Annotated in this window: 24 protein-coding genes; 21 read left to right on the forward strand and 3 right to left on the reverse strand. The window is 64.8% G+C overall.

The window, feature by feature from the left end; all coding sequences use genetic code 11:
- Positions 1–45 precede the first annotated feature (45 nt).
- From SMCB_RS01825 to SMCB_RS01900, 16 genes are all read left to right on the forward strand, one after another.
- Positions 46–648, forward strand: a complete 603-nt coding sequence (locus SMCB_RS01825) for an SCP2 sterol-binding domain-containing protein (protein WP_082027168.1) — start codon at positions 46–48, stop codon at positions 646–648.
- Positions 648–2,201, forward strand: a complete 1,554-nt coding sequence (gene ubiB / locus SMCB_RS01830) for a ubiquinone biosynthesis regulatory protein kinase UbiB (protein WP_045537409.1) — start codon at positions 648–650, stop codon at positions 2,199–2,201. Before SMCB_RS01825 ends, ubiB begins: the two co-directional genes overlap by 1 nt.
- A gap of 140 nt (positions 2,202–2,341) precedes the next feature.
- Positions 2,342–2,647 (forward strand): FmdB family zinc ribbon protein, encoded by a 306-nt coding sequence (locus SMCB_RS01835; protein WP_045534625.1) that lies wholly within the window; start codon positions 2,342–2,344, stop codon positions 2,645–2,647.
- Between the two features lie 128 nt (positions 2,648–2,775).
- Positions 2,776–4,575 (forward strand): aspartate--tRNA ligase, encoded by a 1,800-nt coding sequence (gene aspS / locus SMCB_RS01840; RefSeq protein WP_045534626.1) that lies wholly within the window; start codon positions 2,776–2,778, stop codon positions 4,573–4,575.
- 51 nt (positions 4,576–4,626) lie between these two features.
- Entirely contained in the window at positions 4,627–4,938 is a 312-nt protein-coding gene (locus SMCB_RS01845; protein ID WP_045534628.1) for an ElaB/YgaM/YqjD family protein, read from the forward strand.
- Between the two features lie 24 nt (positions 4,939–4,962).
- Positions 4,963–5,367, forward strand: coding sequence for a phage holin family protein (locus SMCB_RS01850; RefSeq protein ID WP_045534630.1), 405 nt, complete (start codon positions 4,963–4,965; stop codon positions 5,365–5,367).
- Entirely contained in the window at positions 5,364–5,654 is a 291-nt protein-coding gene (locus SMCB_RS01855) for a YqjK family protein (protein ID WP_045534632.1), read from the forward strand. Before SMCB_RS01850 ends, SMCB_RS01855 begins: the two co-directional genes overlap by 4 nt.
- A 58-nt stretch (positions 5,655–5,712) precedes the next feature.
- Positions 5,713–6,573 (forward strand): flagellar motor stator protein MotA, encoded by an 861-nt coding sequence (motA, locus tag SMCB_RS01860; RefSeq protein WP_045534636.1) that lies wholly within the window; start codon positions 5,713–5,715, stop codon positions 6,571–6,573.
- Between the two features lie 46 nt (positions 6,574–6,619).
- A complete protein-coding gene (motB, locus tag SMCB_RS01865) occupies positions 6,620–7,624 on the forward strand; it encodes a flagellar motor protein MotB (protein WP_045534637.1) in 1,005 nt (334 codons plus the stop codon).
- A 62-nt stretch (positions 7,625–7,686) separates the two neighbouring features.
- A complete protein-coding gene (cheY, locus tag SMCB_RS01870) occupies positions 7,687–8,070 on the forward strand; it encodes a chemotaxis response regulator CheY (protein WP_045534639.1) in 384 nt (127 codons plus the stop codon).
- A 29-nt stretch (positions 8,071–8,099) separates the two neighbouring features.
- Complete coding sequence (locus SMCB_RS01875; protein ID WP_045534640.1) at positions 8,100–8,744, forward strand: protein phosphatase CheZ; 645 nt, start codon at positions 8,100–8,102, stop codon at positions 8,742–8,744.
- A 119-nt stretch (positions 8,745–8,863) separates the two neighbouring features.
- Entirely contained in the window at positions 8,864–10,018 is a 1,155-nt protein-coding gene (locus SMCB_RS01880) for an EscU/YscU/HrcU family type III secretion system export apparatus switch protein (protein ID WP_045534643.1), read from the forward strand.
- Between the two features lie 27 nt (positions 10,019–10,045).
- On the forward strand, positions 10,046–12,142 hold the full coding sequence (gene flhA, locus SMCB_RS01885) for a flagellar biosynthesis protein FlhA (RefSeq protein WP_045534645.1): 2,097 nt from the start codon (positions 10,046–10,048) through the stop codon (positions 12,140–12,142).
- A complete protein-coding gene (flhF, locus tag SMCB_RS01890) occupies positions 12,139–13,689 on the forward strand; it encodes a flagellar biosynthesis GTPase FlhF (RefSeq protein ID WP_045534647.1) in 1,551 nt (516 codons plus the stop codon). Before flhA ends, flhF begins: the two co-directional genes overlap by 4 nt.
- Positions 13,682–14,422: a hypothetical protein gene (locus SMCB_RS01895; RefSeq protein WP_144400226.1), complete on the forward strand. Its 741-nt coding sequence runs from the start codon at positions 13,682–13,684 to the stop codon at positions 14,420–14,422. Before flhF ends, SMCB_RS01895 begins: the two co-directional genes overlap by 8 nt.
- Entirely contained in the window at positions 14,397–15,113 is a 717-nt protein-coding gene (locus SMCB_RS01900; RefSeq protein WP_045534651.1) for an RNA polymerase sigma factor FliA, read from the forward strand. The genes SMCB_RS01895 and SMCB_RS01900 overlap by 26 nt, the downstream gene beginning before the upstream one ends.
- 29 nt (positions 15,114–15,142) lie before the next feature.
- Here the strand turns inward: SMCB_RS01900 and SMCB_RS01905 are convergent, their stop codons facing one another.
- The 3 genes from SMCB_RS01905 to flgA form a co-directional block, all read right to left on the reverse strand.
- On the reverse strand, positions 15,143–15,592 hold the full coding sequence (locus tag SMCB_RS01905; protein WP_045534653.1) for a hypothetical protein: 450 nt from the start codon (positions 15,590–15,592) through the stop codon (positions 15,143–15,145).
- Positions 15,589–15,942, reverse strand: coding sequence for a flagellar biosynthesis anti-sigma factor FlgM (flgM, locus tag SMCB_RS12320; protein ID WP_082027169.1), 354 nt, complete (start codon positions 15,940–15,942; stop codon positions 15,589–15,591). The genes SMCB_RS01905 and flgM overlap by 4 nt, the downstream gene beginning before the upstream one ends.
- Positions 15,943–16,045: 103 nt before the next feature.
- Positions 16,046–16,723 (reverse strand): flagellar basal body P-ring formation chaperone FlgA, encoded by a 678-nt coding sequence (flgA, locus tag SMCB_RS01915; protein ID WP_052468373.1) that lies wholly within the window; start codon positions 16,721–16,723, stop codon positions 16,046–16,048.
- Positions 16,724–17,003: 280 nt separating this feature from the next.
- Here flgA and flgB point away from each other — a divergent pair, with 280 nt between their 5' ends.
- The 5 genes from flgB to SMCB_RS01940 are packed head-to-tail and all read left to right on the forward strand — an operon-like array spanning position 17,004 to position 20,617.
- The gene (gene flgB, locus SMCB_RS01920; RefSeq protein WP_045534657.1) at positions 17,004–17,432 is read left to right on the forward strand and encodes a flagellar basal body rod protein FlgB; all 429 of its coding nucleotides are present in this window, start codon (positions 17,004–17,006) and stop codon (positions 17,430–17,432) included.
- 12 nt (positions 17,433–17,444) lie between these two features.
- Positions 17,445–17,852, forward strand: coding sequence for a flagellar basal body rod protein FlgC (gene flgC, locus SMCB_RS01925; RefSeq protein WP_045534660.1), 408 nt, complete (start codon positions 17,445–17,447; stop codon positions 17,850–17,852).
- A gap of 20 nt (positions 17,853–17,872) precedes the next feature.
- Entirely contained in the window at positions 17,873–18,529 is a 657-nt protein-coding gene (locus SMCB_RS01930; RefSeq protein WP_045534662.1) for a flagellar hook assembly protein FlgD, read from the forward strand.
- A 31-nt stretch (positions 18,530–18,560) separates the two neighbouring features.
- Positions 18,561–19,835 carry a flagellar hook protein FlgE gene (flgE, locus tag SMCB_RS01935; protein WP_045534664.1) on the forward strand — a complete coding sequence of 425 codons (1,275 nt, stop codon included), beginning with the start codon at positions 18,561–18,563 and terminating at the stop codon, positions 19,833–19,835.
- Positions 19,836–19,873: 38 nt separating this feature from the next.
- Positions 19,874–20,617, forward strand: a complete 744-nt coding sequence (locus SMCB_RS01940; protein WP_045534666.1) for a flagellar basal body rod protein FlgF — start codon at positions 19,874–19,876, stop codon at positions 20,615–20,617.
- Positions 20,618–20,625 lie beyond the last annotated feature (8 nt).

Raw genomic sequence — 20,625 nt, forward strand, 5'->3', positions numbered from 1 at the left:
GCTGGATGCGATAGGCCAGGCTTTATGCGCCAAAATCGAGGGGCCATGAAACAGCCCCCCTTTACTTTTCCGCCGCCGCCCGAAGCGCTGCAGCGCTTCCTAGAAGCGCTGCCCAAGCTGCCCGCCCTAGATGCGCTACCCGGCGCGCTGCCCAGTTTGGCGGCCTTGCCCGAGCCCCCCGAGTGGTTGCGCCTCGAGCTGCACAACCGCTTGCTGCTGCTGCTCAACCACGTGCTGCAGCAAGAGCCACAAGCCATGGAGCGGCTGCGCCGCCAGCAAGGCAAGGCGGTGCAGGTGCAATGGGGGCCGTTCGCGCTCAAGCTGCAGGCCACGCCGGCGGGCTTGCTGGCGCTGGCGGCGTCCGAGCGCACCCCCGATCTGCGCATCGAGCTCACCGACCCCTCGCCGCTGGCGCTGGCCCAGGCGGCCCTGAGCGGCACCAAGCCCGCGCTCGAAATACAGGGCGACGTGCAGCTCGCCGCCGAAGTGGCATGGCTGTTCGACAACGTGCGCTGGGACGCCGAAGAAGACCTTTCCCGCCTGCTGGGCGACGCGCTGGCGCACCGGCTGGTGAGCGCGGTGCAGGCCGGTTTGGCCGAGCTCAAGCGCTTTGGTGCCGGCCGCGGCGAGCGCGGGGCGCCAGCGTGATTCGGCGCTTTTTTCGCGGCGCTTTCATCGTCTGGGTGGTGCTGCGCTACGGCCTTGACGAGCTGGTGCTGTCGGGCTTTGACAACCCGCTGCTGGCCTTGCTGCGCCGCATCGTCTCGGTGGGGCGCGACCTGCGCGCCCCGCGCGGCCAGCGCCTGCGCGAGGCGCTCGAGCGGCTCGGGCCGATCTTTGTCAAATTCGGCCAAGTGCTCTCGACCCGGCGCGACCTCATGCCGCCCGACATCGCCGAAGAGCTCGCGCACCTGCAAGAGCGGGTGCCACCTTTTCCCAGCGCGGTGGCGGTGGCCACGATCGAAAAAGCCTTTGGCAAGCCGCTGCAGCAGATATTTACCCAGTTCGAGCAAACGCCGGTGGCCAGCGCCTCGATCGCCCAGGTGCATTTTGCTACGCTGCACGACGGGCGCGAGGTGGCAGTCAAGGTGCTGCGCCCGGGCATGCAGCCCGTGATCGAAAAAGACCTCGGCCTCATGCGCCTGATGGCCGGCTGGGTGGAGCGGCTCTCGGTCGATGGCAAGCGCCTGAAACCGCGCCAAGTGGTGGCCGAATTCGACAAATACCTGCACGACGAGCTCGACTTGGTGCGCGAAGCCTCCAACGCGGCCCAGTTGCGCCGCAACATGCAAGACCTCGATCTGGTCTTGATCCCCGAAATGCATTGGGACTGGTGCCGCAACGACGTGCTGGTGATGGAGCGCATGCGCGGCGTGCCCATCAGCCAAGTCGAGCGGCTGCGTGCGGCCGGGGTGGACATCCCGCGCGTGGCGCGCGAAGGGGTGACGATCTTTTTTACCCAGGTGTTTCGCGACGGGTTTTTCCATGCCGACATGCACCCCGGCAACATCCAGGTCAGCCTCGAGCCCGCGACCTTTGGGCGCCTGATCTCGCTCGACTTTGGCATCGTCGGCACCCTCACGCCGACCGACAAAGAGTATCTGGCGCAAAACTTCACCGCTTTTTTCAGGCGCGACTACAAGCGCGTGGCCGAACTGCACGTGGAAAGCGGCTGGGCCCCGCCGCACACCCGCATCGACGAGCTCGAGGCCGCCATCCGCGCCGTGTGCGAGCCCTATTTCGACCGACCTTTGAAGGACATCTCGCTCGGCATGGTGCTCATGCGGCTGTTCCAGACCTCGCGCCGCTTTCAGGTCGAAATCCAACCGCAGCTGGTGCTGCTGCAAAAAACCCTGCTCAACATCGAAGGCTTGGGGCGCGAACTCGACCCCGATCTCGACCTCTGGAGCACGGCCAAGCCTTTTCTGGAAAAGTGGATGCTCGAGCAGGTGGGGCCGCAGCGCCTGTGGCAGCAGCTCAAGGCCGAAGCGCCGCTGTACGCCAAGCTGCTGCCCGCCCTGCCGCGGTTGCTGCACGACTACCTGCAGCAGCGCCCGACCGACCTGCGGCGCGAGGTGCAGGAGCTGGTGCAAGAGCAGCGCCGCACCAACCGGCTGCTGCAGGGCATCATTTATGGCGGCGTGGGCTTCGTGCTGGGGCTGCTGGCGATGCAGCTTTATGTGCGCGTCAGCTTGTGGTGAGGGCAAGCGCCAAAGCCCCGAGCAGCTAGGCCCAAGCTGCGTCTAGGGGCTTGAAATGGTGTGCGCCGGCCCCAGCTAAAATGCTGGGTTCGAACCCGTTTCAAACACCCCCCATTCCCCGATTTGCACAGGTACACCCCATGCCCATCTACGCCTATCAGTGTGAGTCCTGCGGCCACGCCAAAGACGTGCTGCAAAAAATCTCGGCCGACCCCCTCAGCACCTGCCCGGTTTGCGGGGCCGAGAGCTTCAAGAAGCAGCTCACCGCCGCCGGTTTCCAGCTCAAGGGCTCAGGCTGGTACTGCACCGATTTTCGCAACGGCTCCGGTGCCGCGGCCAAGCCGGGCGCTGCTGCCGAGCCTGCCGGCCAGCCCGCGGCGGCTGCGGCGGCACCCCCACCCTGTGGCCAGCCCGCCTGTGCGGCCGCGTGCCAAGGCCAAGCCTGATGCCCACCTTGGCGCTACGCCTTGCCGTGGCCCAAGTCCTGCGCGCACCCTCTGGGCCGGGCGCGCCACCGCTGCGCCTTTGAGCCCTTGCTTCACCTGTTTGATCACCTGTTTTTGAAAGCCTTTACATGTCGATGCGCAGCCACTATTGCGGTTTGGTCACCGAAGCCCTGCTGGGCCAAGCCGTCAGCCTGTGCGGCTGGGTCAACCGCCGGCGCGACCACGGCGGCGTGATCTTCATCGACCTGCGCGACCGTGAAGGCACGCTGCAAGTGGTCTGCGACCCCGACCGGCCCGAGATGTTTGCCAGCGCCGAGGGCTTGCGCAACGAGTTTTGCGTCCAAATCCAGGGGGTGGTGCGCGCGCGCCCGGCCGGCACCGCCAACGAAGCCATCAAGAGCGGACAGGTGGAGCTGCTCTGCCACGCCATCACGGTGCTCAACCCCTCGGTCACGCCGCCATTCACGCTCGACGACGACAACCTGAGCGAGACCACGCGCCTGACGCACCGTGTGCTCGATCTGCGCCGCCCCGCCATGCAGCGCAACCTGATGCTGCGCTACCGCGTGGCGATGGCGGTGCGTCAGTTCCTCGACGCGCACGGCTTCATCGACATCGAAACCCCGATGCTCACCAAGAGCACGCCCGAGGGCGCGCGCGACTACCTCGTGCCCAGCCGCGTGCACGACGGCCACTTTTTTGCGCTGCCGCAGTCGCCGCAGTTGTTCAAGCAGCTGCTCATGGTGGCCGGCTACGACCGCTACTACCAGATCACCAAGTGCTTTCGCGACGAAGACCTGCGCGCCGACCGCCAGCCCGAGTTCACCCAGATCGACATCGAGACCTCGTTTCTGAGCGAGCAAGAGATTCGCGACCTGTTCCAGCGCATGATCACCGAGGTGTTTCGCAGCACGCTGGGTGTGGAGTTGGGCGCGTTCCCGGTCATGGCCTACGCCGAAGCCATGCACCGCTTTGGCTCCGACAAACCCGACTTGCGCGTGCAGCTCGAGTTCACCGAGCTCACCGACATCATGGCCGGCGTCGAGTTCAAGGTCTTTAGCAGCGCGGCGCAGATGAAGGGCGGGCGCGTGGTGGCGCTGCGCGTGCCCGGCGGCGCGGCCCTGAGCCGCTCCGAGATCGACGCCTACACCGAGTTCGTGAAAATCTACGGCGCCAAAGGGCTGGCCTGGATCAAGGTCAACGACCTGGCTGCGGGCCGCGACGGCCTGCAAAGCCCGATCGTGAAAAACCTCGACGACGCGGCGCTGGCGGCGGTGCTGGCGCGCAGCGGCGCGCAGAGCGGCGACTTGTTGTTCTTCGGTGCCGACAAGGCCAAGATCGTCAACGACGCCATCGGCGCCTTGCGGCTCAAGATCGGCCACAGCGACTTTGCCAAGGCCAACGGCCTGTTCGAGCAGCGTTGGGCGCCGCTGTGGGTGGTCGATTTCCCGATGTTCGAATACGACGACGACGCGGCGCGCTGGAACGCCGTGCACCACCCTTTCACCGCCCCCAAAGCTGGCCACGAACCCTACATGGCCAGCGAGCCCGGGCGCTGCGTCGCGCAGGCCTACGACATGGTGCTCAACGGCTGGGAACTGGGCGGCGGCAGCGTGCGCATCCACCGCGCCGAGGTGCAAAGCCAGGTCTTCGCCGCGTTGGGCATCGGCCCGGAAGAAGCGCAGTCCAAGTTCGGCTTTTTGCTCGACGCGCTGCAGTACGGCGCACCGCCGCACGGTGGGCTGGCGTTTGGGCTCGATCGCCTGATCACGCTCATGACCGGGGCCGAGTCGATCCGCGACGTGATCGCCTTCCCCAAAACCCAGCGCGCCCAGTGTCTGCTGACGCAGGCCCCGAGCGCCGTGGACGAAAAGCAACTGCGCGAGCTGCATATCCGACTGCGCAACCCGGATGCCGTGCGGGCCTGATATAGTGGTTTAATTGCTTTCTTCGTTCCTCAACCCTGCTGGAGTACACCCATGTCCGACGCCATTCAACCCTCCAAAGACAAACTGGTCGCCGACCTCAAAGTCGTGGTCGCCGACGCCGAAGATCTGCTGGCCGCCACCGCGCACCAGACCGGCGAGCGCGTGGCCGAACTGCGCGAGCGCATGCAAGACAACCTGCGCAACGCGCGCCACAAACTCGGCAGCCTCGAAGACGACCTGCGCCTCAAAGCGCGCGACGCCTGCCGCGCCACCGACCACTATGTGCACGAGCACCCATGGACCTCGATCGGCGTCGCCGCCGGTGTCGGGCTGCTGCTGGGCCTGCTGATCAGCCGCCGCTGAGCGCAGCGCTGGCCTGAAGCCTTCATGCCCTCGCTGACCCCCGAGGGCGGGCCGCAAGTCGCCCGCCCCACTTGGACTTCGGCCCTGCGTGGCGTGGTGCGCGACACGGTCGCGCTGGCGCGGGTGCGGCTGGAGCTGGTGGCGCTCGAAGGCCGCAGCCACGCCCAAGCCGTGGTGGCGCTGCTGCTGCTGGGCTGGGCGGCGCTGTGCTTGCTCCTGCTCGGGCTGGCCTTTCTGGCGGTGTTGCTGACCGTGCTCTGGTGGGACACGCCCATGCGCGTGCTGGCCTTGGCCGCTTTTACCTTCATCTTCCTCACCTTAGGTGCGGTGGCTGCGGTTTGGGCGTGGCGCAACTGGCAGCGCGAGCGCAACTGGTTCGAGGCCACACGCGCCGAACTCGCGGCTGATGCCCAAAAGCTGCGGCCATGAATGCCAGCCGCGCCGCCTACTGGCAACGCCGCGCCTTGCTGCAGCAGCAGTCGGCCCAGTTGCGTCACAGCCTCGAGCAGCAGGTGCAGGCGCTGGCGCCGGCTTGGCAGGTGCTCGACGGCACCCAGCGCGGCGTGGCTTGGGTGCGCCAGCGCCCTTGGGTGCTGGCTTTGGGCCTGCTGGTGCTGGCGCGCAAGCCGCGCACGGCGCTGCGCTGGGGTTGGCGCTCGTGGCGCGCTTGGCGCTGGGCGCAGCAGTGGCTGGGCGGCTCTGCAGGCTCGAAATGACTCGGCTCGAGCGGGTCTATAGCTCAGGCAGCAACATCTGCACAAGGCGGCAAGACGCATGAAGCTGATCTTTGGTTTGTTATTTGGCATAGGCTGCATCTTCGGCGGTTATGTGATTGCCGGCGGCAAGATGGGCCCGATTTTGATCGCGCTCCCGGTCAAGATGATGATCATCATGGGCGGGGCCTTGGGCGCCTTCGTCATCAACAACGAGCCCAAGGTGCTCAAGGGCGCGCTGGCCGGCATTGGCCGCGCCATGAAATCCTCCAAGTACACCAAGGCGCGCTACATGGAGCTGCTGGCCTTGCTCTACGACATCTTGCAAAAAGCGCGCAAAGAAGGCCTGATGGCGATCGAGTCCGACGTCGAAAATCCGCAAGATTCGGCCTTGTTCCAGAAATACCCGGCGATCGCCACCGACCACCACACAGTCGAGTTCATCACCGACTATTTGCGCATGATGGTTTCGGGCAACCTGAACGCGCACGAGATCGAGTCCATCATGGACAGCGAGATCGAAGCCCACCACAACGAGGGCCATGTGGTGGTGGCGGCGTATGCGCGCTTGGCGGGTGCGCTGCCGGCTTTTGGCATCGTGGCGGCGGTGTTGGGGGTGATCCAAACCATGGGTTCGGTGACCGAGCCGCCCGAGGTGTTGGGGGCCAAGATCGGCGCGGCCTTGCTGGGTGCGTTTTTGGGGATTTTTCTGGGTTATGCGATTTTCGAGCCGCTGGCAGGCACCCTCGAGCAAAAGCTCGACGAGGACACCAAAGAACTGCAGTGCATCAAAACCACCTTGCTGGCCAGCATGCAGGGCTACCCCCCCATGACGGCGATCGAGTTTGGGCGCAAGGTGCTTTACTCGGCGGAACGCCCCAGCTTCGTCGAGCTCGAAGGACACGTGAAGCAAAAGAAATGAAAAGCCAGCGCCTTCCAGCCAGACCCAGCCCTGTTGAGACGCAACCATGAGCGCCACCGGCAAGCCGCTACAGCCCATTATCATCAAGCGCATCAAGAAAACTGCGCATGGTGCGCACGGCGGTGCCTGGAAGATCGCCTATGCCGACTTTGTGACGGCGATGATGGCGCTCTTTTTGCTGCTCTGGCTGTTGGGCGCGACCACCGACGAGCAGCGTGGCGGCATTGCCGATCACTTCAATGTCCCGATCATGGTGGCGTTGTTTGGCGATCCGGCAGCGGGCGCGGCCACGATCTTGCCTGGTGGCGGCGCAGACTTGCTGCGCCCCGAAGCGCCGCTGACGCCGCCCGACGATCCGGCCCAGCAGCCGCCGCAGATAGTCATCCACGAACAGCAACTGCGCCAAGCCCAACTGGCGCTGGACCGCCAGCGCATCGAAAACCTGCGCGGCCAGATCGAGCAGGCGATTGCGGCCAATCCGCAGTTGGCCGAGTACGGCGAACAGATCCGGCTCGAGATGGTGCAAGATGGGCTCTACATCCAGATCGTCGATGAGCTCAATCGCCCTATGTTTGGTACCGGCAGTCCGGTGGTCGAGCCCCATTTGCGCAGCATTTTGCGCCAAATCGCGGTGTCGATGGGAACGGTCGAGAATCGGATTTCGATTTCCGGCCATACCGACGCCGCCCCCTTTGGCCGCGGCGCACTGGGCTACAGCAACTGGGAGCTGTCGGCCGATCGCGCCAACGCCTCGCGGCGCGAACTGATGGCGGCTGGTTTGCCCGAAACCAAAATCGCTCGCGTGGTGGGTATGGGACCGAGCCAACCCTTGCTGCCCGAGGAGCCGCTGGACCCACGCAACCGCCGCATCAGCATTTTGGTGCTGACGCAAGAGGCTGAGGATCGCATGACGCGCGCCATAGAAGGCGTTGCTCCAGCTGCTCCTGCTCCACCTGACGCAGCGCCTGACGCTACCAGACAAGGTGCCACTCCGGGTGCCGTCAATCTGCCGCCTCTCCCTAACTTATTGCCGCCGATGGGGGCCCGTTGAATGTCCGCCTGCTGCAGGTATAGTTACACTCGACACCCGCGTACCCCGTACTGGATATAGCCATGCCCGAATTGCGTTTTCTTATCGTCGACGACTTCTCCACCATGCGCCGCATCGTGCGCAACCTGCTCAAGGAAATCGGCCATGCCGATGCCGACGAGGCTGAAGACGGCGTGGTGGCCTTGCACAAGTTGCGCAACGGCAAGTTCGATTTTGTCGTCTCCGACATCAACATGCCCAATATGAACGGTTTTGAGCTGCTGACGCAGATCAAGGCCGACGACAAGCTCAAACACCTGCCGGTGCTCATGGTCACGGCCGAGGCGCGCAAAGAAGACATCATCGCTGCTGCTCAAGGGGGTGCGGCCGGCTACATCGTCAAGCCTTTTACCAAAGCCACGCTGGAAGAAAAGCTGGCCAATATTTTCAAAAAAATGGGCTGGTGAGCGCAGCAAGGCAAGTACAGGGCAGGGATATGGATCAGCACACGCACGAACATCAGGCCGAAATGTTTCAGCGACTCGGGCGCATCACGCGCCAGTTGCATGATGCGCTCAACGAGCTGGGCTACACCCCGGTGCTCAAGGGGGCCGTCGATGAACTCCCCGACGCCCGCAGCCGTCTGCAATACATCGCGCGCCTGACCGGCGATGCGGCCGAAAAGGTGCTCAACCGCGTCGATGAGGCCAAGGCCGAGCAAGACGCCGTGCGCCTGCACAGCCAGCAACTGCTCGACACCATCGGGGCTGTTCCGGGCCTCAAATGGGCCATGCCTGAGCTGCTCGAGTGGTCGCAAAAAATCCAGCACAGCACCGAGCGCACCGACGCGCACCTGACCGATATCATGTTGGCGCAAGACTTTCACGACCTCACCGGGCAGGTGATCAAGAAAGTGGTGACGCTGGCCGCCACCATCGAGGAGCAACTGCTGCAACTGCTGCTCGAATCGGCCGCGCACGCGCAGTCCGAGGCGGCGCCGCAGCCCGCCGCGCTTGCCGCGCCGGCCCCTGCGGTGCGGCGCGAGCAGTTGGCCGGCCCAGTGGTCAACCCCGAAGGCCGCACCGACGTGGTCACCGACCAGTCCCAAGTGGACGATCTGCTCGCCAGCCTAGGGTTCTAAAAAATCGCGCCTGCCTGAGGCGCGTGTTAAGTGCAAACAGCTCGGTTTAGGTGGGGCTAATCGGGCTTTAGAAATCTGGTGCGCACCAGACAATGCGGTCAACCCAGCGTCGGCCGCCCATGGAATCCTCCCAAGACAAAAACCTACCCGCTACCCCGCGGCGCCTGCAAAAGGCGCGCGAGGACGGTCAGGTGCCGCGCGCCAAAGATTTAAGCAATCTGGTGGTGGTGGCCGGCGGCATGGTGCTGCTGTGGCTCAGCACCGCCTGGGCCTACGAGCGCATGGGCCAGGTCATGCGCATCAGCTACCGCTTCAACGCCGAGTCGCTGCGCCACCCGGAGGTCATGCTCGAGGTGCTGGCGCTGGCCATGTACACCGCCCTGCTGTACTACCTGCCGCTGGCGCTGGCTGTGGCGGTGTTGGCGGCTCTATCGATGGTGGCGGCGGGCTCCTTCGCCTGGAGCTTCAAGCCGCTGGAGCTCGATTTGAGCAAAATCGGCCTCATCAGTGGCTTTGGAAGGCTGTTTTCGATGCAGCAGCTGTTCGAGCTGCTCAAGCTGCTTGCGGTTTCGGTCTTGTTGGCGCTGGTGGGGTGGTGGTTTGTGAGCAGCCATTTGCCGGCTTTTGGCTCCCTGTTGCTGCGCCCGCTCGAGAGCTCGATCGTGCAGTTGGGGCAGTGGTTCATGCTGGGTGTCGGTGGCTTGCTGCTGGTGATGCTGCTGGTGGCCCTGATCGATGTGCCGCTGCAGCAGTATCTGCACCGGCGCAACCTCAAGATGTCGCACCAAGAGGTGGTCGAAGAGCACAAGGAAACCGAGGGCAACCCGTGGTTGCGCGCCAAGCGCATGCAACGCCAGCGTGAACTGGCACAAGGCAGCAGCGTGGCCCAGGTACCGGCGGCCGACCTGGTGCTGATGAACCCGACCCACTACGCCGTGGCGCTCAAGTACGACGAAAAAACCATGGCTGCGCCGCACGTGATCGCCAAGGGGGCCGACCTGAACGCGCTGCGCATCCGCGACATGGCCAAGCTGCACCAGGTGCCGGTGTTGCAGTCGCCCATGCTGGCGCGCGCGCTGTACACCCACACTGAAATCAACCAGCAGGTGCCGGCGGCGCTGTTCACCGCCGTGGCCCAGGTGTTGGCCTATGTGTACCGCCTGCGCGCTGCGCTGCGCGGCCAAGGCTCCATGCCGGGCCAGCCGCCCAAGCCCCACGTGCCCCCCGAGCTCGACCCGCATCAGGGCCACGACGTGGCGCCAGCGCAGGCCTAAGCCAGCGCGCTCAAACACGATGCTCCCATGAACGCCCTATTGCAAACCCTACAACGCTGGTTTGGCCCCGGCAGCGGTTATGCCGCCGTGATCGCCGTGCCCATTCTGGTGATGCTGGTGCTGGCCATGCTGGTGCTGCCGCTGCCGCCGTGGCTGCTCGACCTGCTCTTTACCCTCAACATCGCCATCGCCCTGATGGTGATGATGGTGGCGGCTTATATGCGGCGGGCGATGGACTTCATCGTCTTTCCGACCGTGCTGCTGCTGACCACGCTGATGCGGCTGGCGCTCAACGTGGCTTCGACCCGCGTGGTGCTGATGGAAGGGCACCAAGGCACAGGGGCAGCCGGCAACGTGATCGAGGCCTTTGGCACCTTTTTGGTGGGTGGCAACTTCGCCGTGGGCGTGATCGTGTTCCTGATCTTGGTGGTGATCAACTTTGTGGTGGTCACCAAAGGCGCCGAGCGCATCGCCGAAGTGGGCGCGCGCTTCACGCTCGACGCCATGCCGGGCAAGCAGATGGCGATCGACGCCGACCTCAACGCCGGCATCATCACCGACAAAGAGGCCAAGCAGCGCCGCGCCGAAGTGGCCGAGGAAGCCGACTTTTTTGGCAACATGGACGGTGCCGCCAAGTTTGTGCGCGGCGACGCCATTGCCGGCATCCTGATCCTGCTCATCACCATGATCGGTGGTTTTGCGATCGGCATGTTGCAGCACAGCATGAGCGCCAGCGATGCCTCGGCCACTTACATCACGCTGGCCATCGGCGACGCGCTGGCGGCGCAGGTGCCGGCGCTGCTGATCTCGGTGGCGGCGGCGATGGTGGTCTCGCGCGTGGGCAAAGAAGAAGACCTGGGGCAGCAGATCGTCGGCCAAGTGTTCGATTCGCCCAAGGTGCTGGGAATCAGCGCGCTGGTGCTGTTTTTGCTGGGCATCATTCCGGGCATGCCCAATGTGGTGTTCCTCAGCTTTGCCTTTGCCCTCGGGGGGGCGGCGTTCTGGATCGGTTGGCAGCAGCGCCAGGCGCAGGCGGCCAGCGAGCTGGCGCAGCAGCAGGCCAATGCGCCCGCCCCCAGCGACGGTGAGGCCTCGTGGAACGACATGCAACCGGTCGATCTGCTGGGCCTGGAGCTGGGCTACCGCCTGATTCCGCTGGTGGACAAAGCGCGCCAGGGCGATTTGCTCACGCGCATCAAGGGCGTGCGCAAAAAATTCGCCCAAGACGTGGGCTTCTTGCCGCCGCCGGTGCACGTGCGCGACAACCTCGAGCTGCGCCCCAGCAGCTACCGCATCGCGCTGCGCGGCGTGGTGGTGGGCGAGGGCGAGGTGTTCCCGGGCCAGTTCATGGCCATCAACCCGGGGCACATCCGCACCCCGCTCATCGGCACCGCCACCACCGACCCCGCCTTTGGCCTGCCGGCGCACTGGATCGAGGAGCGGCAAAAAGAAAACGCGCAAATGGCCGGTTACACCGTGGTTGATTCCGAGACCGTGCTGGCCACGCATTTGTCACACTTGATGCAAGTCCATGCCGCCAGATTGCTGAGCCGCACCGAGGTGCAGGAGCTGGTGGCGCACGTGGCCAAACTGGCCCCCAAACTGATCGAGGAAGTGGTTCCGGCCATGGTGCCCATCGGCGTATTTCACAAGGTGCTGCAGCTGCTGCTCGAAGAGTCGGTGCACATCCGCGACGTGCGCACCATCGTCGAGGCCTTGGCCGAACACGCCGGCCAGACGCAAGACCCGGCCGAACTGGCGCGGCGCATTCGGCAGGCGCTGGCGCCCGCCATCGTGCAGCAAATCTACGGCCCGGTGAGCGAACTGGAAGTGATCGCCATCGAGCCCGGGCTCGAGCGCTTGCTCACCCAGGCCCTGAGCGGGCAGGGCTCGGGTGCGCTCGACCCCGGCGTGGCCGAACTGCTCACCCAGTCGGCGGCCCAGGTCTCGAACCGGCAGGAAGAGAAAGGCATCCCGGCCTGCCTGCTGGTGCCCGACGCCATTCGCAGCGCCATGGCGCGCCTGCTCAAACGCGCGGCGCCCCGCCTGCAGGTGCTGGCGCACAGCGAAATTCCTGACACCCATTTGATCCGCATCGGCCCAATACTTGGAGAGCCCGCATGAACGCCCAACGCTTTATAGCCCCCAACTCGCGCGAAGCCATGGCGCTGGCCAAGGCCACTTTTGGCGACAGCGCCGTGATTTTGTCGAGCCGCTCCGTTGATCAGGGCTTTGAAGTGGTGGCCACCAGCGAGGAAGACTTGGGGCAGTTGCGCACGCAGGTCGCGGCTGCCCCCAAGCCGGCGCAGCGCCCCGAGGAACGCACGCAGCGCGCCAACCTGCAGCAGCGCGCCGAGAGCCAGTTGCCGCGCCAGCCGGCGGGCGGCAGCGTGGCCCAAGACACCGAAACCATGGCCATGAGCACCTTGTCGTTCCAAGACTACGTGCGCGAGCGCATGCTGCGCAAGCGCCGCGAAGCCATGCAAAGTCCCCAGCGTTCGGAGCCCATGCCCAGCGAGCCCACTCACGCCCAGGGCGCGGCGCCTCCACGCCTCGCAGCGCCCGAGCGCGATGGCTTTCGGGTCCAGCCAGACGAGCACGACTTCCGCTTGCGCTTCACCCAGTCCGCGCCTGAAGCAACCAAGCCCAAAGCTCGGCCTGCGCAGTCCAGTCCGGCGCCCGAAGCGCCCAAAATTCCCAAGGCTGAAGCCACGCCCAATGCCGCTGCGCGCCTGACCGAGCAAATCGACAAGCTGCAAACGCTGATGGAAGAGCGCCTGAGCACCTTGGCTTGGCTCGGTCAGGCCAAGCAAAACCCGATCGAGGCCGGTCTGCTGCTCAAACTCATCCGCTGCGGTTACTCGCCCACGGTGGCGCGCGCCGTGATGGAGCGCCTGCCCGAGCGCTACGCTCCTGCCGAGGCCTTTCGCTGGACGCAAGAGGTGTTGGCGCGCAACCTGCGCACCCACCGCGAAGCGGGCCAGCTGTGCGACGAGGGCGGGGTGTTTGCGCTGGTGGGAGCCACCGGAGTGGGCAAAACCACCACCGCCGCCAAGTTGGCGGCGCAGTGCGTGCAGACCTATGGGCCCAGCAGCGTCGGCCTGATCACGCTCGACAGCTACCGCGTGGCCGGCTACGAGCAGCTGCGCTCCTATGCCCGCATGCTGGGCGTGGTGGCGCACCTGGCGCACGACCGCGCGGCGCTGCAAGACTTGCTCGAGCTGCTGGCCAACAAGCGCATGGTGATCATCGACACCGCCGGGCTTGGGCAAAAAGACCCACGCATCGCCGAGATGATGGAGCTGCTGGACTCACCCAGCATCAAAAAACTGCTGGTGCTCAACGCCGGCGCCCACGGCGACACGCTCGACGAGGTGGTGCACGCCTACGTGGGCAGCGGCCTACACGGCGTGATTTTGTCCAAACTCGATGAAGCCGCGAAGCTCGGGCCGGCGCTCGACACCTTGATCCGGCACCAGCTGGTGCTGCGCGGCCTGAGCACGGGTCAGCGCGTGCCAGAGGACTGGCAGCGCCCTGATGCCCCGACGCTGGTGCGTTTATCAATGGCCACCAGCAGCAAATCGTCTTTTGACCCCAAAGAGGCCGAGCTGCCCTTCTACTTTACCGAATCGGGCCAGGTGCGGGTGCCTTTGGATGGCCGCCATGTTTGAATCCGGCTTCGACCAAGCCACAGGGCTCGCGGCCCTGCACTTGCAGCCCCCCAAGCGCTTGTTGCCGGTGGTGCACAACCCCGACCCGGCGCTGGCGCAGGCGGCACTGCTGCGGCTCGAAGACGGTTTGATGGATTTGGGTTTAAGCGTGCTGCCGCTCGATGGCATGCCCGAGACCGGTGGCGCGCTTTCCAAGTCGAGCGTTTGGCTGGAGCAGTCGGAGCAGGCGCTGCCCGAATCTGGGGTGTTGCTCTGGCAGGCCCCGCTGGAGGCGTGGGCGGTGCGGTTGGCCGATACCCAGGCGCGCCCGCTGGTGCTGCTCAATGCGGCCCCGGCGAGCTTGGTGAGCGCCTACAACGCCATCAAGGTGTTGTGGCAGGTGGCGGCCCTGCAGGCGCTGGTGCTGTGGCTGCCCGATGCCGACCTAGCCGCGAGCCAGTCTGCGAATTGGGATCGAGGCATAGAGCCAGATCCGGTTCGAACACTGCGTCAGCAGGCTTTGCGTCACCTGGGTCTGAGGCCAGCGGTGTGGCCACTCGGGTATGATCGTCAGCGGGGTGTCTTGGACCCAGCGGCTGGCGAATCCTGCATGCAACGGGTTCTGGAAACGGCGTTGGTGCTGCAAGATAGCGTGAGACAACCCCATGTACATTCCTTTTCACACCAGTTTTTCGCGCTTTCAGCCGACCAGACCCGCTCAGTTTCTGATGTACACCGCCAAAGGCACGCTTGACCGCGATGCCCAACTCAGACGCCATAGCCCTTTGGTGCTCCGTTTGGCGCATCATTTGATGGCGCGACTGCCCGCCAGCGTCGATATCGATGACCTGATCCAGGTTGGGATGATCGGTCTCAACGAAGCCCTGACGCGCTACGACCCGGCGCAAGGGGTGCAATTCGAGACCTTTGCCAGTCAGCGCATCCGTGGCGCCATGCTCGACGAGTTGCGCGACGGCGACTGGCTCTCACGCAGCTCGCGCAAGCAACAAAAAGACATCGAGGCGGCGGTGCAACGGCTGGAACAGCGCCTGCAGCGGGCACCGCGTGAATCCGAGATCGCGCTCGAGCTCGGGCTGTCGCTGCCCGAATACCAGGAGATGCTGGGCCGGGTGCGCGGCTCGCAGCTGGTCTATCTCGAGGACTTGACCGGCGGGACGGAAGACGAGCCGTTTCTTGACCGCTTTTTGCCCGCCGACGAAGGTGCCAACCCACAGGCTCAGTTGAGCGTGCAGCGCATGCGTGCGGCCTTGGTCGAGGGCATCAACAAACTGCCCGAGCGCGAGCAGCACGTGATGAGCATGTATTACGAACATGACATGAACCTCAAAGAGATCGCTGCCGTATTGGGTGTGACCGAGTCGCGCGTGAGCCAGTTGCACAGCCAGTCGATCGCCCGGCTGCGGGCCCGGCTTCGTGCCCACTAAAGCACGCGGGCCCAAACAGCTTCGGCGTTTCAGGTTTTGAAGTAGCCCGATGCTGCCCCGTTGCTCGAGGCAAACGGGCTGGCGCGCCCAGCCAGGCGGCTATAGGCTTTGACGGCGTCGGCTGGGAAAAGCACATCAAGCGCACGCTGCGCTTGTGCCGACAGGCGGGTGTTGGTCTGGCTGATTTGCTGGATATCGGCGCCTAGGCGCTGCAATTGCAATGCAACCTCAGCAGGTACGGCCGCGCCCTGCGTGGCGGTTTTCTGCAGCAGCGGCAGGTGGTGGGCCATAGACCGGTTCAGTTCTGCGACGGCAGCAACCAAGGCATCCGCGTTTTCGCCATCTATAGATTCCAGCGCCAAGCGCTGCACCGCAGCAACAGCCCCGCGCAAGGCCGTCAAGGTCTCAAGTGCCGCGCGCCAACCGGGGTCGCCAGCAGGGGTGGGCGGGGGCTTGCGCACCAAACCCGGGTTGCTCATCGCATGGGGGCAGAGCCGGTTTCAGAGCGGGGTGCAGAGGCCGCCACGCCGAGCATTTCACGCGCCTGAACCAGCACCTGATCGGCGATGGCTTCGGCGTTGACCGAAAACGAACCGTTTTGGATTGCGCTGCGCATGGCCTGCACCTTTTCGGCGTTGAAAACGTCGGCGCCGGAGCGCGCCACGTTATTGGTCATGGTCTGGGTCACGGCCGAAAGCCGCACCTCGACACTGGCCGCGGTTGCGGACCCGGTGCTGCCAACCGCCTGAGCGGGCACGGCTGCCCGATCCAACATTCGCGTGGACGGACTAACTGCAGCAGGCTTGTCGGTGAGGTGATTGACGTTCATGACGCGCTCCAAACCCCCAGATAAGAGGGGCACTTGAGAGCCTTATCGGCCGAATGAAGCCCGACTTTAACCTTTTTTTGCGGTTCTGGCTATGGCGCTGGTGTCACAGGCGTACAGCGACTGTGTCGGCGTTGATGACCACCCCGTTGACGATTTGCCGATTCGGTAGCCGCACCCGCACCGCTTGGCCGAGCACCCCGTGGCTGAGCGCGGTACCACTGGCGCTTAGTGTAAAGCCCGCGCCATCGAGTTGCAATTTTACTTGGCTGCCCGAGGCAAACATTTGCGGTGCGCGCACCATGCCGTTGCGCAGCACTTGCCCAGGTTGCAGCGCGCTGACCGCCGCCAGGCCCAGCCATTGCTCGGAGCGGGTCAGCGGTGGCGAGGGGTGCGCGGCCCAGTCGATCTCGGTGAGCTCTAAGTCGGACTGGGTCAAGGTGGTACCGGCTCGCACTGGCTGGCGGATGACCCAAGCCGGGCCCCAGGCGCGCACCTCGATGGGCAAAAACACCGTCCAAGCCACCGGGCCTTGCACGCAGCGCAGCCCGATGCGGGTGCGGCCCCAGAGCCGCGTGTTGTTGGGCATAAAGGGTTCGACACGGGCGCATGGGGCCAATTGCAGACGGCTGTCGAAGCGCCCAACCACCACCTCGGGGCGCAAGGGCAAGTCGGAGCTGGCTTGGGCGATCAGCTGTTCGTTGATCCAGCGCTCGGTCTGTTGCGACCAGGCCTGGTGTGCCGGGCTGGGCTGGGTGGAGGCGGCGGCACCGCTCAAGCCCATTGCGAGCGCCAATACCCACCCCAGCAGCAGGGCGGCACGCCGCACGTGGCTGCGCTGCGGTCTTTGGCAGGAGCAGAGTGGGTTCGGGCGCATGGGGGCAGGTATGGGCATGAACTGTGTTGCAGCACTGTAGCCCGGTCGTGGGCGTGAGTTGAGCGGAAATAACCGGCTTACAGGCCGCTTATTCAGGGCTTAACCAGGGCTCAAGTTTTCCACAATCGCGGCATCGGGGCCGGATTCGCTGCAAGCGCCCCCCAACCGCAAGCCGCAGGAGCGCAAGATGTTTGAGCCACTGACCCGGCGTCTCGAGTTCTTCTCGGACGCGCTGCAGTTGCGGGCCCACCGCCAGCAGGTGTTGGCCAGCAACATCGCCAACGCCGACACGCCCGGCTTTGTGGCGCGCGACTTCGATTTTCGCCAAGCAATGGACAGCGTGCGCTCGCGCGGCCCCGAGCTGCGCGCCGGGGCCATGCCAGTGCTCACCGGCGGCAACGCCCAGCATCTGCGCACAGCATCGGCCCTGGCCGACGTACCCGACCGCAACCGCGTGCAGTACAGCGTCCAGACCCAGCCCAGCCTCGACGGCAACACCGTGGACCTAGACCAACAGCGCGCCAACTTCATCCACAACGCGGTGCAGTACGAGTCCACGCTGCGCTTCATCAACGGCCACGTGCGCACCATGCTCAGTGCCATCCAAGGCCAGTAAAGGAGCACCATCATGTCGATGTTCACCATTTTCAGCGTCTCGGGCAGCGCCATCAGCGCCCAAGCGCAGCGCCTCAACACCGTGGCCAGCAATTTGGCCAACGCCGACGCCGTGGCCGGTCCCGATGGCCAGGCCTTCCGCGCGCGTCAGGTGGTTTTTCAGACCGTGCCTATGGGCAACAACCCGGCTTCGCAAGGGGTGCGGGTGCAAGACGTGATCGAAAGCCAAGTGCCCAACCGGCGCGTGTTTAACCCGCAGCACCCCAACGCCGACGGCGAGGGCTACGTGACGCACTCCAACGTGAATCCGGTCGAAGAAATGGTCAACATGATCTCGGCCTCGCGCTCGTACCAGAACAACGTCGAAGTCATGAACACCGCCAAACACCTGCTGCTGCGCACGCTGCAGATGGGCCAATAAGCGCACACCGGAGCCTCGCCATGTTTATGTCTGCCCTGAGCCGCACCGAGATCGATGCCTACAACGCCAAAGGCGGCGCGCAAGGCCAGGCCACCGATCCGCAAGCGGCGCAAGACCGCTTCCTCAAGCTCTTTGTGGCCCAGTTGAGCAACCAAGACCCGCTCAATCCCATGGACAACGCGCAGATGACGAGCCAGATGGCGCAGATCAACACCGTCACCGGCATCCAGCAGCTCAACCAGACCGTCAAGTCGTTGGCCGAGCAGTTTGGCCAGACGCAGGCGGCACAAGCCGCGAGCTTGGTCGGGCGCCAAGTAGTGTCCCAAGGCAACGCGCTGAGTGTGCACAACGGCGTGGTGCAGGGCAGCTTCAGCCTGCCCCAAGCCAGCGACAGCGTGCGCGTCGATGTGCTCGGCCATGCGGGCGAGTTGCTGGGCAGCACCAGTCTGGGCCCGCGCGGTGCCGGCTTGCAGCACTTTGACTGGGTGCCCGAAGGTGTGGATGCGGCGCGCGTGGCCTCGATGCAGGTGCACGCCATGGCCAATGGCCAGGCGCTCACGGCCATGCCGCTGGCGCGCCAGCGTGTCGAATCGGTCGGCATCATCGAAGGCCAAGTGCACCTGCGCGCCGCCGACGGCAGTACCCTCAAGCAGCAAGACGTGCTGGCCTTTTTTTGAACCCAATTTCCAGCATTGATTGGAGCACGACATGAGTTTTCAAACCGGTTTGTCAGGCCTGAACGCGGCTGCACGCAACCTCCAGGTGATCGGGCACAACATCGCCAACGCCAACACCACCGGCATGAAAGCCAGCCGGGCCGAGTTCGCCGAGGTTTATGCCGCCGCTTTGGGCGCGACTGGCGGAGCCAGCGCCGGCATGGGGGTGCAAGTGGCCGCGATAGCGCAACTGTTTACGCAGGGCAACCTAAAAATAACCGGCAATCAGCTCGATCTGGCCATCAACGGGGCCGGGTTTTTCCAAGTCAATGCCCCCGATGGCAGCCCACTGTTTACCCGAAACGGTGAGTTCAAACTCGATAAAGACGGTTTTATCGTCACCAACACCGGCGCGCGCCTGCAAGGTTTTGACACCGACGCGTTGGGTCAGCGCACCAGTGCCGTGACCAGAGACCTGACGCTGCCTACCGGTCAGCCGATTCCGCCACGAGCCTCTGGCATCACTGCGGCCAACCCCTTGAGTCGAGGCATAGAGATCACGGCCAACCTCGACGCGGGTGCGGCGATTGAGTCGCCTCCGACGGCCCCCCTGACGGAGGCCCAAAAGCGCTTTGGTACCGCGCTCAATGCGTTTGATGAGCAAGGCAGCCCGGTTGCCGTGCAGCTTTATTTCGTCAAGACGGCTGCCAACACCTGGCAAATTGCAGCCAGCTTGGACAATGGCAACAGCTTGTTGGCAGGCGGCGGCGCCCTGACTTTTGGTGCCAATGGCCAGTTGGTTTCTTCAGCCATCTCGAACATCACGATTCCGGCTGCGGTCGCTCCCGCCACCGTACCGAGTTCAGCGCTGACCATTCCCCTCACTCTGGCAGACCCTGCCGGCACCCCCACCCTGACCCAGTTTGGCTCCCGTTTTGGCGTTTTTGCCCTGACCCAAGATGGTTATGCCGCCGGCGATCTGACATCGATCGATATCGCTGAAAACGGCGTGGTCATGGCGCGCTACTCCAACGGCATTTCGCGTGCCGAAGGCCAGGTCGCTTTGGCCAACTTTCGCAACTTGCAGGGCTTGCAGCCGATCAATGGCGGCTTCTGGGCGCAGACCTTTGCGTCGGGACCTCCCACATTGGGCGGTCCGCAAGAAGGTGGAGTGGGTTTGGTGCGCCAAAATGCGTTGGAGGAATCCAACGTCGAACTGACCCAAGAGCTGGTCAACATGATGGTCGCGCAGCGTTCGTACCAGGCCAACGCGCAGACCATCCGCACGCAGGACCAGGTGTTGCAGACCCTGGTCAATATGCGCTGATGCCACAAGCTGCGCACTAAACGCCAAGGAGCCCGAGCATGGACCGCATGATCTATCTAGCCCTGTCGGGGGCCAACGCGGCCATGCACCGCAAGCAGGTGCTCACGCACAACCTGGCCAACGTGAGCACCAACGGCTTTCGCGCCGAAATGTCCACCTTCCGCTCGGTGCCGCTGCGCGGCGAGGGGGCGAGCACGCGTGCCTTTGCGCTCGAAGCCACCGCTGGCCACCTCGACACCCCTGGGGCCATCAACCAGACCGGACGCAACCTCGATGTGGCCGCAGCCGGACGCGCCTTTTTTGCCGTGCAGGCGCTCGACGGCACCGAGGCCTACACCCGCGCCGGTGCCTTGCAGGTGTCGGCCCAAGGGCAGCTGGTGGGCGTCAATGGCTTGCCGATGCTCGACGACGGCGCGGCACCGATCGCGGTGCCGGCCAACGCCCAGGTGATGATCGCCAGCGACGGCACGGTGAGCGCGCGCGTGGGCGAGGAGCCGCCGCAGGCGCTCGGGCGCCTCAAGCTGGTCACGCCCGACGACGCAGCGCAGCGCCTGGTGCGTGGCAACGATGGCCTGTTTCGCAGCGCCGACGGCGGCCCGCTGCCGGCAGACGCCACCGCCACGCTGATCGACGGCGCCCTCGAGGGCTCGAACGTGAACCCGGTCGAGGCCATGGTGGGCATGATCAGCGTGGCGCGCCAGTTCGAACTGCAACTGCGCATGCTGCAAAACGCCGAGCGCAACGACCAAACCGCCGCCCGCCTGTTGAATCTGCAGGGCTAAACCCGGCC

It is taken from the genome of Serpentinimonas maccroryi, from assembly GCF_000828915.1.
Taxonomy (GTDB): Bacteria; Pseudomonadota; Gammaproteobacteria; order Burkholderiales; family Burkholderiaceae_C; genus Serpentinimonas; species Serpentinimonas maccroryi.

Bases quoted from the DNA above. Each gene is read 5' to 3' on its own strand.
- SMCB_RS01825 (WP_082027168.1), top strand. From the start codon at position 46: ATGAAACAGCCCCCCTTTACTTTTCCGCCGCCGCCCGAAGCGCTGCAG.
- SMCB_RS01835 (WP_045534625.1), top strand. From the start codon at position 2,342: ATGCCCATCTACGCCTATCAGTGTGAGTCCTGCGGCCACGCCAAAGAC.
- aspS (WP_045534626.1), top strand. From the start codon at position 2,776: ATGTCGATGCGCAGCCACTATTGCGGTTTGGTCACCGAAGCCCTGCTG.
- SMCB_RS01845 (WP_045534628.1), top strand. From the start codon at position 4,627: ATGTCCGACGCCATTCAACCCTCCAAAGACAAACTGGTCGCCGACCTC.
- SMCB_RS01850 (WP_045534630.1), top strand. From the start codon at position 4,963: ATGCCCTCGCTGACCCCCGAGGGCGGGCCGCAAGTCGCCCGCCCCACT.
- SMCB_RS01855 (WP_045534632.1), top strand. From the start codon at position 5,364: ATGAATGCCAGCCGCGCCGCCTACTGGCAACGCCGCGCCTTGCTGCAG.
- motA (WP_045534636.1), top strand. From the start codon at position 5,713: ATGAAGCTGATCTTTGGTTTGTTATTTGGCATAGGCTGCATCTTCGGC.
- motB (WP_045534637.1), top strand. From the start codon at position 6,620: ATGAGCGCCACCGGCAAGCCGCTACAGCCCATTATCATCAAGCGCATC.
- cheY (WP_045534639.1), top strand. From the start codon at position 7,687: ATGCCCGAATTGCGTTTTCTTATCGTCGACGACTTCTCCACCATGCGC.
- SMCB_RS01875 (WP_045534640.1), top strand. From the start codon at position 8,100: ATGGATCAGCACACGCACGAACATCAGGCCGAAATGTTTCAGCGACTC.
- SMCB_RS01880 (WP_045534643.1), top strand. From the start codon at position 8,864: ATGGAATCCTCCCAAGACAAAAACCTACCCGCTACCCCGCGGCGCCTG.
- flhA (WP_045534645.1), top strand. From the start codon at position 10,046: ATGAACGCCCTATTGCAAACCCTACAACGCTGGTTTGGCCCCGGCAGC.
- flhF (WP_045534647.1), top strand. From the start codon at position 12,139: ATGAACGCCCAACGCTTTATAGCCCCCAACTCGCGCGAAGCCATGGCG.
- SMCB_RS01895 (WP_144400226.1), top strand. From the start codon at position 13,682: ATGTTTGAATCCGGCTTCGACCAAGCCACAGGGCTCGCGGCCCTGCAC.
- SMCB_RS01900 (WP_045534651.1), top strand. From the start codon at position 14,397: ATGTACACCGCCAAAGGCACGCTTGACCGCGATGCCCAACTCAGACGC.
- SMCB_RS01905 (WP_045534653.1), bottom strand. From the start codon at position 15,592: ATGAGCAACCCGGGTTTGGTGCGCAAGCCCCCGCCCACCCCTGCTGGC.
- flgM (WP_082027169.1), bottom strand. From the start codon at position 15,942: ATGAACGTCAATCACCTCACCGACAAGCCTGCTGCAGTTAGTCCGTCC.
- flgA (WP_052468373.1), bottom strand. From the start codon at position 16,723: ATGGGCTTGAGCGGTGCCGCCGCCTCCACCCAGCCCAGCCCGGCACAC.
- flgB (WP_045534657.1), top strand. From the start codon at position 17,004: ATGTTTGAGCCACTGACCCGGCGTCTCGAGTTCTTCTCGGACGCGCTG.
- flgC (WP_045534660.1), top strand. From the start codon at position 17,445: ATGTCGATGTTCACCATTTTCAGCGTCTCGGGCAGCGCCATCAGCGCC.
- SMCB_RS01930 (WP_045534662.1), top strand. From the start codon at position 17,873: ATGTTTATGTCTGCCCTGAGCCGCACCGAGATCGATGCCTACAACGCC.
- flgE (WP_045534664.1), top strand. From the start codon at position 18,561: ATGAGTTTTCAAACCGGTTTGTCAGGCCTGAACGCGGCTGCACGCAAC.
- SMCB_RS01940 (WP_045534666.1), top strand. From the start codon at position 19,874: ATGGACCGCATGATCTATCTAGCCCTGTCGGGGGCCAACGCGGCCATG.